The sequence below is a fragment of the Sneathiella sp. genome, assembly GCF_041689005.1.
GTDB lineage: Bacteria > Pseudomonadota > Alphaproteobacteria > Sneathiellales > Sneathiellaceae > Sneathiella.
Map to the genome: position 1 here is coordinate 17,456 of NZ_JBDNHC010000110.1, position 17,830 is coordinate 35,285.

The following is a 17,830-nucleotide window of genomic DNA, read 5'->3' on the forward strand; positions in this document are numbered from 1 at the left end:
TCATGAATAATAACCCTTACACAGCCTTCACCGGCAAGGGGCGTCGTCGGCGCCATCAGCAGATGTCCGAGATCAACGTCACGCCCTTTGTCGATGTGATGCTGGTCTTGTTGATCGTCTTCATGGTAACCGCACCGCTGCTGACGGTCGGTGTTCCACTCGATCTGCCGAATACCAAGGCGGGGACCATTCAGGGCAATGACGAGCCACTGGTTATCAGTGTCAATCGCGAGGGAACCCTGTTCATTGAGGATATCGAGGTATCACTTGAAAATCTGGTGCCGAAGCTGCGGGCCATTACGGGCGCCAAACAGGACCAGCGGATTTTTGTCCGCGGAGACAGTAACGTGAATTACGGACGGGTCCTGTCAGTCATGGGCGAGATACATGACGCCGGCTTTACAAGGGTGGCAATGGTCTCTGGCGGTCCAGAGAAAAAGCGCCAGTCAGAGTCCAAAAAAGACAGCGAAAAGTAAGGAGGCATTTTCAAAAATGAGAGTGCCTGCACTAGCTTCGGCCGTATTGCATATGCTGATCCTCGTGATCATGTATACCGGCTTGCCGTTATTTACGGACCCGGAGATATTGGAGCAGCCAACCGTCATTCAGGTCGATTTTGTCGATGTGGCCGATATTACGAACCTGCCGAAACCGAAACCGGTTGTCAAACCCGAGCCGGAACCGAAGCCGGAGCCGAAAAAGGTAGAGCCGAAACCGGAACCCAAGCCTGAGCCCAAACCCGAACCAAAGCCGGAAATCAAGCCGGAACCGAAACCCGAACCGGTGGTCAAGCCGGAGCCTGAGCCCGAACCAAAACCCGAGGTGAAGCCGGAGACTGAGCCAGAACCCGTTCCAACGCCAAAGCTAAAGCCGGAACCCAAACCCGAGCCGAAGCCCAAACCGAAGCCTGAGCCAAAACCGGAGCCGAAGCCCAAACCGACGCCTGAGCCAAAACCGGAGCCGAAAAAGCCCGAACCGAAGCCGGAGCCAAAAAAACCGGCCTTTGATCTCAAGCAGATGAAGGCGCTTCTAGACAAGAAGAAGCGCGAACAGGCGGCGACCGCGTCGGAGGCGACGGACACAAAAAAGCCAAATTCTGCTGAAAAGGTGCCCAACTCATCAACTCAGGCGGCCGATGCCTCGCTGCCGATGTCGATCAGTGAACTGGATGCATTGAAACAACAGGTCCAGAAATGCTGGAGCGTCCCGACAGGTGCGGCAAATGCCGAGAATTTGGTGATAACGATCGAAGTGCGACTAAATCGGGACGGGACGTTGAACGGCTATCCAAATGTTGTTAATCAGGGGGCGTTCAAGAACGACTTTCAAAGAGTGGCCGCAGAGAGTGCAAGGCGGGCGGTTATTCTGTGCGCGCCCTATCAGCTGCCAGCGGATAAATATGAACGCTGGCGCGAAATCAAAATGAACTTCGACCCCAAGGAGATGTTCGGACAATGAAAGTAAAGATGATGCGTAAATTCAGGTTGGCCAGCGCGGTGATGATGGCTTTGGCCGCAAGCCTCGTTTTCTCCAGTATTGTCCGGGCCGAACTTGTCATCGACATAACCCAGGGTAATATCAAACCACTCCCCGTTGCGATAACGGATTTCTACAGCGAAACCGAGGCGACCGGCAAGATCGGCAAGCAGATGGCCGATGTCATCCGCGCCGATCTTGAACGCTCGGGGCTGTTCAAGCCGATTGATCCGCGTGCCTACCTGCAGGCCCCGCAGGATCTGCAGGTAACGCCAGTATTCGCCAATTGGCGCAAGATTGACGCGCAGGCGCTCTCCACCGGACTGGTCCGGGCGCTAGGGGATGGCCAGATCAATGTTCAATTCCGCCTTTGGGATGTCTATGCAGAGCAATATCTGGTGGGCGTGCAATATACGACGCCGCCGTCAAACTGGCGCCTTACGGCCCATCTGATTGCCGACCAGATCTACAAGCGATTGACCGGCGAAGAAGGGTATTTTTCCACTCGGGTCGTTTATGTCTCCGAGGCCGGTCCGGCGGATCACCGGATCAAGCGTCTGGCGATCATGGATCAGGACGGCGAAAACCACCAGTTCCTGACCAGCGGTGATGATCTTGTTCTGACACCGCGATTTTCTCCGACGCAGCAGGTCCTAACGTATTTGTCCTTTTTCAACAACAAGCCCCGGGTCTATCTTTACAATATCGATACCGGACAACAGGAAATACTCGGAGAGTTTCCGGGGATGACATTTGCGCCACGTTTCTCGCCGTCGGGTAATCAGGTGGTTATGAGCATGGCCCGGGACGGCAACACGGAAATTTACCTGATGGATTTGCGGACACGGGAGCTTAAGCGCCTGACCAATAATCCGGCTATCGATACGGCGCCGTCCTTTTCTCCGGATGGAACTCAGATTACGTTTGAATCGGACCGCGGTGGGCGCCAGCAGATCTATATTATGGATGCGGACGGCTCAAATGTCCGGCGGATCAGCTTCGGTAGTGGCAATTATGGCACACCTGTCTGGTCTCCGCGCGGTGACTTGATTGCCTTTACAAAACTAACCGGCGGTCAGTTTTCCATAGGAGTTATGCGTACGGATGGCTCGCAGGAACGCATTCTGACTGAAGGCTTTCATAATGAAGGTCCGTCCTGGGCTCCGAACGGCCGTGTTTTGGTCTTTTTCCGCCAGACTCGCGGAAAAAATGACGGGACCGGTGATAAAGTTCGCTTGTGGTCGATAGACCTGACGGGATATAACGAACGCGAGGTAATCACACCCGGTGACGGCTCGGATCCTGCCTGGTCCCCGCCGTATAACTTGAACCGGTGAGATTAAAGCAGTATAGTTTGCGAGTTTAAATAATCATGGGGACCATCTTTGAACGTTGAGCGCGGATAATTATTCCAAGTTTGACCTGAGATACCTGAAGTTCAATGATTTCCATAGGATGGGAGTTAAGTAAATGCGGCTCAATTTAGGCCTTAAAGCCTTAAGTATATTCACAGCGTTGCTGCTGGTTGCAGCATGTGAAACAGCACCAGTGGAAACCGGGGATAGTTCGGGTATGGGCGCGACCACCCAGACGACCGGAACATCTGGTTCCTCTACAACCACCGTCGTGACGGAAACGACATCGAGCGTACAGCCTGGCAGTCAGGAAGATCTTGTCCTGAATGTCGGCGATCGTGTATTTTTCGGATTTGACAAATATGACCTGTCGGATGAGGCACAAGCTACCTTGCAGCGCCAGGCCGCTTGGCTGAACGCAAACCCGACGGTGACCCTTCTGCTTGAAGGCAATGCCGACGAACGCGGTACGCGGGAATATAACCTTGCCCTCGGTGATCGCCGGGCAACAGCCGTCAAAAACTATCTGGTAACGCTGGGTGTTTCAGCCGGTCGTCTGTCGACGATTTCATATGGCAAAGAACGCCCTGTGGCCCTCGGCCATAACGAAGCTGCCTGGGCGCAGAACAGACGTACGGTTTCGGTTGTAAACTAGACGCGAGTTATCAATTCAAACGCCCGGTGCCGCGCTAACCTGTTTAGCGACGACAGCGGGCGTTTTTTTGTTGATGCAACATTCCTGTTAAATTGGCGGGTGTTACCTGCTGACCATAAAATTGCCAAATTTTCGAACGAGTTTGAAATCGCTGGAATGATTTAGATCTTTAGCGCAAAGGATTGAAAAGAGGGTGTGCCACCGATGACAGTGAGCTTATCAGGACGCGAGGATCGGAAATTGCGATTTGGGGCAAACAGAAAGCGTCTGGCCGGCTGCCTCCTCGCAGTGGCATTAACGATGGGCGGCAGTTCAATGGCGGTGGCCCAGAGCAGCGAGATCCGTTCCCTCGTGGACAGGATCAATCGGCTGGAGCAAGATATCACGGACGTGCAGCGGCAGGTTTATAGCGGTGCGCCGCCCGTCTCGCGACCGGCGAAACCATCATCCGCATCTCCATCATCACCGTCATCCACATCCTCCGAAGGCATCAGCAGTGACGGGCTCGCGCTTCTGTTGAAACGCATTGATGCTCTTGAAGAGGATCAACGACGGCAGACCGGTGTACAGGAAGAAACGACATTCAAGTTGAACCAGATTTCGACCCGCCTGGATAAGCTAGTCAAGGATGTCGATTTTCGCCTGACAGAAATCGAGACCCGTTTCGGCGGGCAGGGCAGTACAGGAATGGTGCCTTTGGCGGATACACAAAATCAGGCAACGACCGGCACGCCGGAAACATCCGGTCCCGCTGTGCTGGGGGAGCCCGCAATGCCCGATGGCAGCAAGGTTCTTGGCACGATGACAACTCCAAAGGGATTGACGCCGCCCGCATCGACAACAGGGGGTGGAACGGGCCAGTCGGCAGGCTCTCTCGCTCCGGCGACAGGCGCAGCTTTGCCGGATGGGTCAGCTTCGGATCAGTATAATTACGCTATTTCCCTTGTTCGCGCCGATCGTTATGACGAGGCGGAAGTGGCATTCAAGGAATTTCTGAGCATCCATAAGGATGATCCACTTGCCGGAAACGCCCAGTATTGGCTTGGGGAAACCTATTATGTGCGCGGTAATTTCCCGGACGCGGCCTCCGCTTTTTTTGAGGGCTACCAGAATTATCCGGACAGCTCGAAGGCCGCAGATAACCTGTTGAAACTTGGCATGACGCTGGGACGCATGGACCAGAAGAAAGAGGCCTGTGCCACTTTTGCCCAAATGGACAAGCAGTTCAATAAAATCCCGCTCCGTCTCAGCCGGACCGCCGATCGGGAAAAGAAAAACTTTGGATGCACCGGGTGAGGTGACGCAGGGTGGGCCTTATGACGGTCTCTGACCTGACCAACCTGTTTTATCGGAATATGGACGCCGCTGGGCTTGTATCGGGTGCTCGGTTGGCCGTAGCGGTTTCAGGGGGATCGGACAGCATGGCCCTTGTCTTGCTGGCCAATGACTGGGCAGCCCGGCGGGGTGTGGAACTTTACACTATTACTGTGGATCATGGATTACGTGCAGGCTCTGCTCTGGAGGCAGAAACTGTTGGTCGTTGGCTGACGGTACGGGGAATGCACCATGATATCCTGCGATGGGCTGGCCCCCGCCCGGATACCGCCATTCAACGGCGCGCGCGGGAGGCGCGCTATGATCTGATGGCGGAATATTGCAAAGACCGGGATATTCATAATCTCCTGCTAGGTCATCAAATGGAGGACCGGCTTGAAACCCTGCTCATGCGGTTGTCTAAGGGGAGCGGGCTTGAAGGTCTGACGGCGATTCAACCCTTGAGCTGGCGCGGGGCCCTGCAATTGCTTCGTCCATTGCTAGAGGTCAGACGGCAGGTCCTCAGAGACTATCTCATAGCGAACGGGCAGGAGTGGGTAGAGGATCCGAGTAACGACAACCCCGTCTATACGCGTACCCGTGTCGGGGCCTTGCTGGAGGAGTTGCAAGGACTCCCGGGCAGCAGTCTTGAGACCATTGCGTTATCGGCAATGCGGCTCAACCGGGCATCGGACGCCCTCGACCAGTTGACGATGGCGCGTCTTTCCGACTTTTGTGAGGTCAGTCCGTTTGGCTTTATCCGGTTTTCAACCGAAGCCGTCACTGGATGCCCTGAAGAGATTGCACTTCGGTTTCTTGCGCGGATTTTCACTGATGTCGCCGGGACAGGACAAAGGATCAGGTTGCAGGCGCTTGAAAATTTGTATGACAGGGTTTTTCGAAAGGACGGCGAGGGGCCAGAGACGCTCGCCGGGTGCCAGATTTCGAGATCACGCGGGAGCTGGCTGGTTTGCCGTGAGCCGGGTCGGAAGGGCTTACCCGAACAGCAGGTCACCGACAATCGGCTTTTGCTTTGGGACGGACGCTACCGGGTGGAAGATATGACACCGACCGCCGCACCTGAATTGCCGCTCGCGGTGCGCCGAATCGGTGCTGACGGCTGGCGTGTTCTGAAAGCGGAAGGATTGACAAAAGAGGAGCGGGAGTTGCCGGCGAAAGTGCGAAATAACCTGCCGGCTGTCTGGTCGGGCGAGAAACTTGTCGCCGCGCCGCTGTTTTCCTGCAACTTTGCGCAGTCTCCCATTGCAAAGGACCGCTTCAAGATGTTATTCAAACCTTTGATCTCCTGAAGTTCCTCAAGGATAAATAATGGCCTACCTATTGGAACTTGATGTTAACGGATTATATCTAGACTAGTTTTCATTCTACAGGCTGTACTTAATTATGACCGAACCAATCAGTCGGCCGGTCCGGGAAGGTAATAATTCGTGAATCTCTTTGGCAAGAATATCGTACTGTGGGTCATAATTGCCCTGCTCGTCGTCGCCCTTTTCAATATTTTTAATGATTCTTCCCCGCGGACCGCAGGAACCTCTCTTCCCTATTCAACTTTCTTGACGGAAGTGGAGAATGGCCGCGTCAAGAATGTCACCATTCAAGGGCATAACATCAAGGGATCGACTGAGGATGGCCGCTCGTTCACGACCTACGCGCCGGAAGACAGCACCCTCGTAAGCAAACTGAGTTCCCACGGCGTGACAATCAATGCAGCGCCGAAGGATGAGGGAAGCATGTTGATGACAACATTGCTGTCCTGGTTCCCGATGCTCCTGCTGATTGGTGTCTGGATTTTCTTCATGCGCCAGATGCAGGGCGGCGGTGGAAAAGCGATGGGCTTCGGCAAATCGAAGGCCAAGCTGCTGACGGAAAAACATGGCCGGGTGACATTCGAGGATGTTGCCGGGATCGAGGAAGCGAAAGAGGAACTCGAAGAAGTTGTTGATTTCCTGAAAAATCCTCAGAAATATCAACGTCTCGGCGGGAAAATCCCGAAGGGTGTATTGTTGATCGGCCCTCCCGGTACGGGTAAAACGCTGCTTGCACGCTCTGTTGCAGGTGAAGCCAATGTGCCGTTCTTTACCATTTCAGGTTCCGATTTCGTTGAAATGTTTGTCGGTGTCGGCGCCAGCCGCGTCCGCGATATGTTTGAGCAGGGCAAGAAAAATGCGCCTTGTATCATTTTCATCGACGAAATCGATGCGGTCGGTCGTCATCGTGGCGCCGGTCTCGGCGGCGGGAATGATGAACGCGAACAGACGCTCAACCAGATGCTGGTGGAGATGGATGGCTTTGAAACCAACGAAGGCGTGATTCTGCTGGCAGCGACAAACCGCCCCGATGTGCTTGATCCGGCGCTGCTGCGGCCCGGCCGTTTCGACCGTCAGGTCGTTGTGCCGAACCCGGATATCGTCGGCCGTGAGAAAATACTGAAGGTGCATATGCGCAAAGTTCCTCTGGCACAGGATGTGGATGCCCGTACGATTGCCCGTGGTACCCCCGGTTTCTCGGGCGCGGACCTTGCCAACCTGGTGAACGAGGCGGCCTTGTTGGCGGCGCGCAAGTCACGGAGGCTGGTCACACAGCAGGAATTCGAGGAAGCCAAGGACAAGGTCATGATGGGTGCAGAGCGGCGCTCCATGGTGATGTCGGAAGAAGAGAAGAAACTGACCGCTTATCACGAAGGCGGACACGCTCTTGTCGGTATGCATATGAAGGCCTCCGACCCGATCCATAAAGCAACGATCATCCCGCGCGGACGTGCGCTCGGCATGGTTATGCGCCTCCCGGAGAAGGACAGCTATTCCCTGCGCCGGGATCAATGTCTCGCGCATCTGGCGGTTGCCATGGGCGGACGGATTGCCGAGGAAATGATCTTCGGTCATGACGCCGTCACTACGGGTGCCTCCGGTGATATCAAGATGGCGACCGACATGGCCCGCCGTATGGTCACTGAATGGGGTCTTTCCGACAAGCTTGGACCGTTGTTATATGGCTCAAACCAGGAAGAAGTTTTTCTCGGCCATTCTGTCGCCCAGCAGAAAAACCTTTCCGATGCTACTGCTCAGCTGATTGATCAGGAAGTCCGGCGCTTCGTCGAGGAAGGCGAGGAGACCGCCCGCAAAATTCTTAATGAGCATATAGACCAGCTTCATCGTGTTGCGAAGGGCCTGCTTGAATACGAGACGCTGAGCGGTAAGGAAATCAAAATCCTGATGGATGGCGGTACGATTGACCGGCCGGAAGACATGGAAGCCCCGGTTGATAAGGGTCCGAGTTCTACGGTTCCTGACGCGGACGGGCATAAACGGCCCAGCACTCCGGGCGGGGATCTGGAGCCGGAACCGCAACCTGGTTCGTAAAGGGCGGGTTTATGCAAGAGTTTGAAAAAGGCTCCGCTTTACTGCGGGGCCTTTCTTCTATGGTGAAAGTTTATCTCGCGCCGGGCAATTCCGATGATGAGATTTTCGTGAGCCTTCGAAAAACAGCCCGAGAGGTTCTTCACTATCGGAGTTGGAAATCCGCCGTTCTGGATTGGGCGAAGAACGAAGGCGGCGACCTTGCCGTTGTTGTCGCCCACCAAATCAAGGCCCTTGATCTTTTTGTGACGACGGGGAGGAACACCGCGCTCTGCCCGCAGGTCATGGGCATTCTCAACGTGACGCCGGACAGCTTTTCCGACGGAGGGGCCCATTTGGATACTGCGGCCGCCCTGCGCCATGGTCAGCAAATGGTGAACGACGGAGCCACTATTCTCGACATCGGCGGGGAGAGCACCCGTCCGGGATCCGACGCGGTTCCCCTTGATACTGAACTGGCAAGGGTGAGTCCAGTAATCGAGGGATGCCGGAACCTAGGCGTTCGTATTTCGATCGATACCCGGAAAAAGGATCTGATGGCGGCAGCGGTGGCAGCGGGCGCAACCCTGATTAATGATGTGAGCGCCCTGGAGTATGATCCGGAAAGCCTGCCCTTCGTGGCGGAGAGTGGCCTGCCGGTCTGCCTGATGCATAGCGCGGCCGATCCGAAAATAATGCAGGACAATCCAGACTATGACCATGTCGTTTTCGATGTAATCGATTATCTTGGTGCGCGCATTGCGGCCTGCGAGGCGGCGGGGATACCCCGGAACCGGATAATTGTTGACCCCGGAATCGGGTTTGGCAAAACCGTCGAGCATAATCTCGCGCTGATAAAGGGCCTGCCTTATTTCCATGCCCTTGGATGCGATGTCCTGCTCGGCGCCTCACGCAAGGGCTTTATCGGCAAGCTGACCGGAGTACCGGTGGCAGCAGACCGTATCGCCGGATCGATCGCGGTTGCCCTTCACGGCGCAGAGGCGGGTGTGCATATTTTACGGGTTCACGACGTTGCCGAAACCTGTCAGGCAGTGCAAATCTGGCATTCCATTAAAACCGCCTCTTTTTAGACATGTTTTAAGGGTTTCCTGCTATGCTGATTTTAACAGCTTCAACCGGTAGAAATTAGGTATGACACGGAAATATTTTGGAACCGACGGCATTCGCGGTACTGCCAATCAGGAGCCGATGACTGCCGAGATTGCGTTGAAAGTCGGCAAGGCAGCAGGACGTAAATTTGCCGGGCGCGGCAATTTCCGGCATCGCGTGGTGATCGGCAAGGATACGCGCTTGTCCGGCTATATGGTCGAGCCCGCCCTGACGGCAGGATTTACCTCCGTTGGCATGGACGTGATTTTGGTCGGGCCATTGCCGACCCCGGCCATTGCCATGTTGACGCGCTCGCTCTGGGCGGATCTGGGCGTGATGATCTCTGCCTCCCATAACTCCTTTGAGGATAACGGCATCAAGCTTTTCGGGCCGGACGGTTACAAACTTTCCGATGAGGTTGAGAAAAGCATCGAGGCTGACATTATCGATGACAGCAACATAGCCCTGGCCGAGCCCCGGTTGCTCGGGCGGGCGCAACGGCTTGATGATGCTGGCGGGCGTTATATTGAATTTGCCAAAGGCAGTTTTCCGCGCAAGCAATTGCTCAAGGGTCTGAAGATTGTTGTCGATTGTGCAAACGGGGCGGCCTACCGGGTCGCGCCCACGGTGCTCTGGGAACTGGAGGCCGAGGTCATTTCCATGGGTGACAAGCCCAATGGCTTCAACATCAACGACGGATGCGGCTCCACTTCGACGGAGGCAATGTGCGCCCGGGTTGTCGCCGAGGGGGCTGATCTCGGGATTGCCCTTGACGGCGATGCAGATCGGTTGCTCGTTTGCGACGAAAATGGTCGCCTCATTGACGGTGACCAGCTTATGGCCTTGATCGCCCGCACCTGGCAACTGCGGGACCAGCTTCGCGGCGGCGGTATTGTCTCGACCGTTATGTCGAATATGGGCCTGGAAAAATATCTCGGTGGCCACGGTCTGTCACTAGTCCGCACGGGTGTCGGCGACCGATATGTCGTTGAGCATATGCGCGAGAACGGCTTTAATGTCGGCGGCGAGCAATCGGGCCATATTGTGCTCAGTGATTACAGCACGACCGGCGACGGTCTGATTGCGGCCCTTCAGATCCTGTCCGTCATCGTCGAGAAGGGACGCCCGGTTAGCGAGGTTTGCCACAATTTCGATCCGTTCCCGCAAATCCTAAAAAATGTCCGCTACACGTCCGGCGATCCACTGGCGGCGATTTCTGTTCAGAATGCCATTAAGGATGGCGAGAAACGCCTTGGCGCCGACGGACGGCTGTTGATCCGGAAGTCCGGCACCGAGCCGCTTATCCGTGTCATGGGGGAGGGAACCAACGACAGCCTCGTCAATGAAATCGTGGATAACATAGTAAGTGAGGTCACCGCCTCGATTGGCTAAAACTGTAACACTATTTTTGGGGATGCCATGAAGGGACGCGTACTTATCATTGCCGGATCTGATTCCGGTGGCGGCGCCGGAGTGCAGGCGGATATCAAGACGGTCACGGCGCTGGGCGGCTATGCGGCGACGGCCATAACCGCGCTCACCGCACAAAATACCTTGGGTGTTCAGTCGATTGAAACTGTCTCGGCCGCCTTCGTTGTCGAACAGATTGACGTTGTCTTGAGGGACATCGGGGCAGATGCCATCAAGATCGGTATGCTCCATCGCCGTGAGGTGGTGGAGGCCATTGCGGATTATTTCGATGCGGCCACGGACTTGCCACCGATCGTGCTCGACCCGGTGATGATTGCAAAGGGCGGCGCGGCCTTGCTTGCAGAGGACGCCGGAACCGCAATCAAAGCACGTTTGATTGGCTCTCATACCCATTTGCTCACCCCGAATATTCCGGAGGCCGAGCAACTGACCGGGATGAAGATTGAAAAGCTTTCCGATATGGAAAAGGCTGGGCGGTTGTTGCTGGATGCAGGTCCGATTGCCGTTCTCATGAAGGGTGGTCATGGGAAAGGTGAGATGATTGTAGATTTACTCGTCTCTCCCGAGGGGGTGCACACTTTCTCGCATCCTCGCATTGAGACCCGCCATACCCACGGTACCGGATGTACGTTATCGTCGGCAATTGCAACGGGCATCGCACAAGGCCTGCCGATGAAGGAGGCGGTCGCCCGCGCCCTTCGCTATATTGAGGTTGCCATCACACAGGCACCGGAAATCGGCGCCGGGCATGGTCCGCTCAACCATGGGCATACGGTTACCCGTTTCAGCTGAGTGCCGTAATCAGCGCTTCTATTTCATCTTCAGTATTATAGTAATGAAACGAAGCCCTTACCAGATCATCTATATCCCGTTTCTGAAAATCATAAAGCGTGCTGGAGGCCGACGATACCGACACATTGATGGTAGTTTCGCTCAATAGTTTCTTGATCTCTTCCGCCGGCTTTTCATCATGGGTGAAGGTGACGATCCCACCCTGCTCTGCGCCGATATCCTGCACGGTAAGGCCGCGGATTTTCGACAATTTCTCTCGCGCCGTTTTGGCAAGCCCGCGAAGCCGGTGAGAAGTCTCCTTGATGCCAAGGGCATTGAGATAATCCACGGCGACGCCAAGACCGATAACGGCGGCCGCATTGAATTCCCAGTTTTCGAAGCGGCGGGCATCGTCGCGCATTTTGTAATCAGTGAGTGATGTCCATTTCGCGCTATGCATATCAAGGAAGGGCGGCTCCAGCTTATCCATGAAACCCTGGCGCACATAGAGAAAGCCCGTGCCGCGCGGCCCCCGAAGATATTTCCGCCCGGTTGCCGAGAGCATATCGCAGCCGATTGCCGCGACATCCACGGGGACCTGACCAACGGCTTGACAGGCATCCAGCAGATAGGGAATGTCATGACGGCGCGCGACTTTACCGATTTCCGCCGCCGGATTGATCAGGCCGCCATTGGTCGGAATATGGGTGATCGAGATAAGCTTCACCCGTTCATCGATCATCTGTTCCAGCGCGGCAACATCCATTTGTCCGCTCGCATCACTCGGTACGAAATCAATTTTGACGCCAGTGCGCTTCGCCATTTGCAGATAGCCTATGACATTGGCGGCATATTCCGCCTCTGCCGTCAGGATGCGGTCGCCGGGCTTGAAGGGCATGCCATAAAAGGCCATCTGCCAGCCGTCGGTGGCATTCTCCGCCAACGCTATTTCAGTGCGGTCGCAGTTAATCAACTTGGCAATAGCATCATAGGTCCGCTCGAAAGCCGGTCTGGCGCGAGCATGCGCCTCATAGCCGCCAATGGCGAGTTCCAGATCGAGATGCTCCTTCACCGCCTCATAGACGGGGAGGGGCATCAGCGCCGCCCCCGCATTATTGAGGTGGATACGGTTCTTAACCCCCGGCGTATCGCGTCTGAGTTTGTCGATATCGAGAGTCATTCAGTCCCCCCTCAGCGGTGTCCGGCGACGGCGCGGGGAACATAGACATCCTTCAGCCGGGCAAGTTCGTCCATATCGAGGGAAATATCGAGCGACGCAATAGCTTCCTCCAATTGGTACATCTTGCTCGCGCCAATGATCGGGGCGGTGATCGCGGGGCGGTGATGCACCCAGGCAAGGGCGATCTGGGCCGGTGTCACACCGCGCGCCGCGGCAATTTCCTTCACCACGTCGAGCACCGCATAATCCGCATCCTGACCGATCCGCATTCTCTTTATCATCTGGTCACTCCGCGAACGGGTAGTATCGCCTTCGCTATCTTTTTCCTTGTTACCCGCAAGGAAACCGCGGGCAAGTGGCGACCAGGGAATAACGCCGATGCCCTGATCCTCACAGAGCGGGAGCATTTCGCGCTCTTCCTCGCGGTAAACAAGATTATAGACATTCTGCATGGAAATGAATTTTGCCCAACCGTTCTTCTCGGAGATCGCCAGGGATTTCATGAATTGCCAGGCATACATGGAGGACGCGCCGATATAGCGAGCCTTACCCGAGCGGACGACATCGTTCAGGGCTTCCAGTGTCTCCTCGATAGGGGTTTCATAGTCCCAGCGGTGAATTTGGTAAAGATCGACATAATCGGTCCCGAGACGACGAAGTGAATCGTCGATGGCCTGCAAAATATGCTTGCGGGACAGGCCCTGGCTCAATGGATGCTCGGTCATCGGATTAAAGACCTTGGTGGCGATGACGGTTTCGTCACGCCGCGTGAACTCCTTCAAGGCCCGGCCGACGATTTCCTCGGACACGCCCAGCGAATACATATCGGCGGTATCAAAGAAATTGATACCGCATTCGACGGCGCGCTTGAAGAAGGGGCGGCTCTCGTCCTCGGGCAATACCCAGTCTCGCCAGTTGGGGTCGCCATAGGTCATGGTGCCGAGGCAAAGCTCGCTGACTTTCAGGCCGGAATTTCCAAGTTTCTTGAAGTTCATTATTCTCTCCGCTAGAGCTGTCGTGAAAGCGCCGCGATCAGTTTATCGACATCGGCATCATTATTAAAGAGGTGAGGCGTGATCCGGAGCGAGGTGCCGCGGACGGAAATATAGATATCCTCGGCCAGCAGCCGATCCAGAAGATCACCCGGCAGACCTTTCTCATGCCGCAGGCCCAGAAAATGGCCGGCCCTGAGAGATAGCGGCAGCGATTTGAAACCCAGTTTCTCGCATTTTTGGGCAATGTCCGCCGTGCGCGCGGCGAGAGTTTTCTGAATCTCCGGTACTTTCCAGCCCAGAAGCTGCTCAAGCGCGGCAATCGCCATGGGCATCAGGGTGAAATTTGCCCGCTCCCCCATGTCGAAGCGGCAGGCGCCGGGCTGGTAATTCTCCGAATAGTCAACAAGACCGGCAAAATTCTCCGATCCCGCCCGCGCGATCCAGTTATATTCGAGCGGCTCCCCGTCCTGGAACTCCGGGGCGACATACATGAAGCCGAGGCTATAGGGCCCCAGCATCCATTTGTAGCAGGCGGCAACAAGAAAATCGGGCTTCACGCGTGCGACATCGATGGGCATCGCGCCGATTGATTGCGTGACGTCGAGAACCAGTTTTGCCCCATGCTCTCGGAGCTTCTGCCCAATTGCCTCAAGGTCAAGCAACGCGCCGTTCGTCCAATGGTTATGAGGAAGGGCGGCGACGGCGACCTGATCATCAATCGCGGCGAGGAGGGCGGCCGTCCAGTCATGATCGGCCGGGGTCTCGATTACAACCACCGTCGCGCCGGTTCGTTTTGCTAGCTCTGTCCAGCAGAAATAGTTGGAGGGAAACTGCTCGGCGAGCACGAGGATTTTCTGGCCGTTCTCGACCGCGATATTCCGGGCCGCCACGGCGAGGCCGTAGGACGCGCTGGAGATAATTGCGATATCATCCGGACCTGCGTTGACCAACGTCGCAAACAACGCCCGCGCCTGCTCCGATTCGGCAAAAAAATCATTCGGAGTGACGGTCCAGGGGGCGGACTTACGATCAACTCCCGCATATCCCGCCGCCTGGCCCGATTTCAACTGCGGCGACATATAGGCGCAATTGAAATAGGCAATATGATCAGGGATATCGAACAGGGAGCGCTGGCAGGGGATCATGAGCAGGGACCTCGGATAGGAGAAGGTTTTTCACATTTTTACGCTCAAAGCCCTGTTTGGCCAGTTCTTTATTGTCTCTGCGACAATAGCCCACGCATTTACGCCACGGCTCGATGCGGAACCGGAAGAGTCTGACAAAATGCCGCAGTGCAAAAATTCCCGTTGACAGCGCCCTTCAAATTTTGTCTATGGACGGCGGGCCACATCCCCCCACCGGGGTGCTCTAGACTGGAAGGTTTAGTTAATATGACAGAAGAAATGCGTCCTACGAGTCGCCCTGACTCTCCTTTGTTTTCATCCGGCCCTTGCGCCAAGCGCCCCGGATGGTCCCTCAAAAATCTTGAAAATGCCTGCCTCGGCCGGTCTCATCGTTCCGCTCCGGGCAAGGCCAAACTTAAAGCCGTGATCGATAAGCAGCGGGTTATTTTAGGCATTCCCGACGACTATAAAATCGGGATCGTACCGGGCTCGGACACCGGCGCCGTTGAAATGGCGCTCTGGTCAATGCTGGGCGCGCGTCCCGTGACGATGCTCGCTTGGGAAAGCTTTGGCTCCGGCTGGGCGACAGATGTCGTCAAGCAGCTAAAATTGACCGATGCCGAGGTGGTCACTGCCAATTATGGGGATATCCCCGATCTTACCGCCGTTGACTGGGCGCGCGATATCGTCTTCACCTGGAACGGGACCACCTCCGGCGTTCGGGTGCCGAACGGCGACTGGATTTCCGATAGCCGCGAGGGGCTGGCCATCTGCGATGCGACCTCGGCCGCGTTCGCCATGGACCTGCCGTGGGATAAACTCGATGTTGTGACCTGGTCCTGGCAGAAAGTGCTGGGCGGGGAGGCGGCCCATGGAATGCTGGTATTGAGCCCGCGCGCCGTTGAGCGGCTCGAAAATTACACGCCATCCTGGCCGCTCCCGAAGATTTTTCGCATGACCAAGGGCGGCAAGCTGATCGACGGGATATTCAAGGGTGAAACCATCAATACGCCCTCGATGCTCGCGGTTGAGGATGCCCTTGATGCCCTTGACTGGGCCGAGAGCGTTGGCGGAGGTTCTGGCCTGGTCTCGCGCACCGATAGCAATTTCAAGGTCATCGAAGACTGGGTTGCCAAGTCCGACTGGGCTGCCTTCCTTGCCGACGATCCGGCGATCCGCAGCACCACGTCTGTTTGTCTGAAAATTACAGATAAATGGTTTGCGGATTTATCGGCGGAGGATCAGGCCAAGGCGGCGAAACGTCTGGCAACGATTTTGGCCGATGAGGGAGCCGCGCTCGATATCGGCTCCTACCGGGATGCTCCTGCGGGTCTTCGGATCTGGGCAGGCGCAACCGTCGAGACCTCCGATCTTGAGGCGCTGATGCCCTGGCTCGACTGGGGCTATGCCGAGGTTAAATCCACTTATAAAATTATTTCCTAAATCCAAGGAACAGAAAAATGGTTAAAGTCCTTATCTCTGACAAGATGAGCCCTCGCGCTGCGGAAATTTTCCGGGAGCGGGGCGTTGAAGTTGATGAAAAACCCGGCATGACGGTGGAAGAGCTGAAAGCCTGCATTGGCGAGTATGACGGCCTTGCCGTTCGCTCGGCCACCAAGGCGACGGCGGAAATCATCGCCGAAGCCACCAACCTGAAAGTCATCGGCCGTGCCGGTATCGGGGTTGATAATGTAGATATCCCGTCGGCAACGGCGGCTGGTATCTGTGTAATGAACACGCCCTTTGGCAATGCGATCACCACCGCCGAACATGCCATCGCCATGATGTTTTCCCTCTCCCGCCATATCCCGGCGGCGAACCAGTCGACGCAGGCCGGAAAATGGGAGAAATCGAAATTCATGGGGGTCGAGCTTTACGGCAAGATTCTCGGTGTTATCGGCTGTGGTAATATCGGTTCGATCGTTGCCGACCGTGGGATCGGTCTCAAGATGAAGGTTGTTGCCTATGATCCGTTCCTGTCCCCTGAGCGGGCACTGGAAATCGGTGTCGAGAAGCTGGAGCTGGACGAGCTGTTCGCCCGCGCTGATTATATATCGCTGCACACCCCGATCACGGACAGCACGCGCAACATCATCAACGCGAAAAATATTGCCAAGATGAAAAAGGGCGTGCGCATCGTCAATTGCGCGCGCGGCGGCCTTGTGGTCGAGGAAGACCTGAAGGCGGCGCTGGAATCGGGACATGTCGCCGGTGCGGCGCTCGATGTGTACGCCGTGGAACCGGCAACGGAGAATATCCTGTTCGGGATGGAAAATGTCGTGACGACGCCGCATCTTGGCGCCTCCACTGATGAAGCACAGGTTAATGTCGCGATCCAGGTTGCTGAACAGATGTCTGATTATCTATTGCTGGGGTCGGTGACCAACGCGCTCAACATGCCGTCGGTTTCGGCGGAGGAAGCTCCAAAACTGAAGCCCTACATGGCGCTTGCGACACAGCTTGGCAGTTTCGCGGGCCAGGTAACAGAAAGTGGCATAAAGAGCGTGCGGATTGACTATGAAGGCAATGCCGCCGCACTAAACACCAAGCCGCTGACCTCGATCATTCTGCAAGAACTTCTGAGCCCCTTGCTCGATACCATCAATATGGTCAACGCCCCGCTTGTCGCCAAGGAGCGGGGCATCGACGTGACAGAGAGCTTCAATGATCGCGAAGAGGATTACCAGACCCTGATCCGTCTCTCGATTACAACAGAGCACCAGACCCGTGATATTGCGGGCACCTTGTTCGGCGATAATCGGCCGCGTATCGTTAGCATCAAGGGCATCAATATGGAGGCCGAATTGGGCCCGCATATGCTCTATGTGACTAATGAGGACAAGCCGGGATTTATCGGGGCGCTGGGATCTATTCTTGGTGAGTCGAACGTCAACATTGCGACCTTCCACCTCGGCCGTGACAAAAAGATTGGCCAGGCCATTGCCCTGATCGAGATAGATTCGGAATTATCCACGGCAACCCTGAATGCCGTTCGGGAACTGCCACATGTGGCCCAAGTTAAACCGCTGAATTTCTAGGATTATTCTAGCAAATCTCTCACCT

15 protein-coding genes are annotated in these 17,830 nt (G+C 55.8%); 12 read left to right on the plus strand and 3 right to left on the minus strand.

Annotation, left to right across the window (positions count from 1 at the left end; all coding sequences use genetic code 11):
• The first annotated feature begins 2 nt into the window (after nt 1-2).
• The 10 genes from tolR (at nt 3) to thiD (ending at nt 11,489) form a co-directional block, all read left to right on the plus strand.
• Nucleotides 3-476 (plus strand): protein TolR, encoded by a 474-nt coding sequence (tolR, locus tag ACESNI_RS12910; RefSeq protein ID WP_373087442.1) that lies wholly within the window; start codon nt 3-5, stop codon nt 474-476.
• Nucleotides 477-492: 16 nt separating this feature from the next.
• Complete coding sequence (locus ACESNI_RS12915; RefSeq protein ID WP_373087444.1) at nt 493-1,458, plus strand: energy transducer TonB; 966 nt, start codon at nt 493-495, stop codon at nt 1,456-1,458.
• A complete protein-coding gene (gene tolB / locus ACESNI_RS12920) occupies nt 1,455-2,813 on the plus strand; it encodes a Tol-Pal system beta propeller repeat protein TolB (RefSeq protein WP_373087445.1) in 1,359 nt (452 codons plus the stop codon). Before ACESNI_RS12915 ends, tolB begins: the two co-directional genes overlap by 4 nt.
• A 133-nt stretch (nt 2,814-2,946) precedes the next feature.
• A complete protein-coding gene (gene pal, locus ACESNI_RS12925) occupies nt 2,947-3,486 on the plus strand; it encodes a peptidoglycan-associated lipoprotein Pal (RefSeq protein WP_373087448.1) in 540 nt (179 codons plus the stop codon).
• A 204-nt stretch (nt 3,487-3,690) separates the two neighbouring features.
• On the plus strand, nt 3,691-4,782 hold the full coding sequence (ybgF, locus tag ACESNI_RS12930; RefSeq protein WP_373087451.1) for a tol-pal system protein YbgF: 1,092 nt from the start codon (nt 3,691-3,693) through the stop codon (nt 4,780-4,782).
• Nucleotides 4,783-4,802: 20 nt separating this feature from the next.
• Nucleotides 4,803-6,110 (plus strand): tRNA lysidine(34) synthetase TilS, encoded by a 1,308-nt coding sequence (tilS, locus tag ACESNI_RS12935; RefSeq protein ID WP_373087453.1) that lies wholly within the window; start codon nt 4,803-4,805, stop codon nt 6,108-6,110.
• Between the two features lie 138 nt (nt 6,111-6,248).
• Nucleotides 6,249-8,180 (plus strand): ATP-dependent zinc metalloprotease FtsH, encoded by a 1,932-nt coding sequence (gene ftsH / locus ACESNI_RS12940; protein WP_373087455.1) that lies wholly within the window; start codon nt 6,249-6,251, stop codon nt 8,178-8,180.
• 11 nt (nt 8,181-8,191) lie between these two features.
• Nucleotides 8,192-9,247, plus strand: a complete 1,056-nt coding sequence (folP, locus tag ACESNI_RS12945; protein ID WP_373087457.1) for a dihydropteroate synthase — start codon at nt 8,192-8,194, stop codon at nt 9,245-9,247.
• A gap of 61 nt (nt 9,248-9,308) precedes the next feature.
• Nucleotides 9,309-10,658 carry a phosphoglucosamine mutase gene (gene glmM / locus ACESNI_RS12950; protein WP_373087459.1) on the plus strand — a complete coding sequence of 450 codons (1,350 nt, stop codon included), beginning with the start codon at nt 9,309-9,311 and terminating at the stop codon, nt 10,656-10,658.
• 27 nt (nt 10,659-10,685) lie between these two features.
• On the plus strand, nt 10,686-11,489 hold the full coding sequence (gene thiD / locus ACESNI_RS12955) for a bifunctional hydroxymethylpyrimidine kinase/phosphomethylpyrimidine kinase (protein ID WP_373087461.1): 804 nt from the start codon (nt 10,686-10,688) through the stop codon (nt 11,487-11,489).
• Here the strand turns inward: thiD and ACESNI_RS12960 are convergent.
• Genes ACESNI_RS12960 through ACESNI_RS12970 form a run of 3 tightly spaced genes read right to left on the minus strand, consistent with a single transcriptional unit; the run spans nt 11,482 to nt 14,788 of the window.
• A complete protein-coding gene (locus tag ACESNI_RS12960; protein ID WP_373087463.1) occupies nt 11,482-12,648 on the minus strand; it encodes an aminotransferase class V-fold PLP-dependent enzyme in 1,167 nt (388 codons plus the stop codon). The genes thiD and ACESNI_RS12960 overlap by 8 nt on opposite strands.
• Nucleotides 12,649-12,659: 11 nt before the next feature.
• Entirely contained in the window at nt 12,660-13,643 is a 984-nt protein-coding gene (locus ACESNI_RS12965) for an aldo/keto reductase (RefSeq protein WP_373087465.1), read from the minus strand.
• An 11-nt stretch (nt 13,644-13,654) separates the two neighbouring features.
• The gene (locus ACESNI_RS12970; RefSeq protein ID WP_373087468.1) at nt 13,655-14,788 is read right to left on the minus strand and encodes an aminotransferase class V-fold PLP-dependent enzyme; all 1,134 of its coding nucleotides are present in this window, start codon (nt 14,786-14,788) and stop codon (nt 13,655-13,657) included.
• Between the two features lie 246 nt (nt 14,789-15,034).
• On the opposite strand from ACESNI_RS12970, the gene ACESNI_RS12975 reads away from it, so the two are divergent.
• Complete coding sequence (locus tag ACESNI_RS12975; protein WP_373087470.1) at nt 15,035-16,210, plus strand: phosphoserine transaminase; 1,176 nt, start codon at nt 15,035-15,037, stop codon at nt 16,208-16,210.
• Between the two features lie 17 nt (nt 16,211-16,227).
• Entirely contained in the window at nt 16,228-17,805 is a 1,578-nt protein-coding gene (gene serA / locus ACESNI_RS12980; protein ID WP_373087472.1) for a phosphoglycerate dehydrogenase, read from the plus strand.
• The last annotated feature ends 25 nt before the right edge of the window (nt 17,806-17,830 follow it).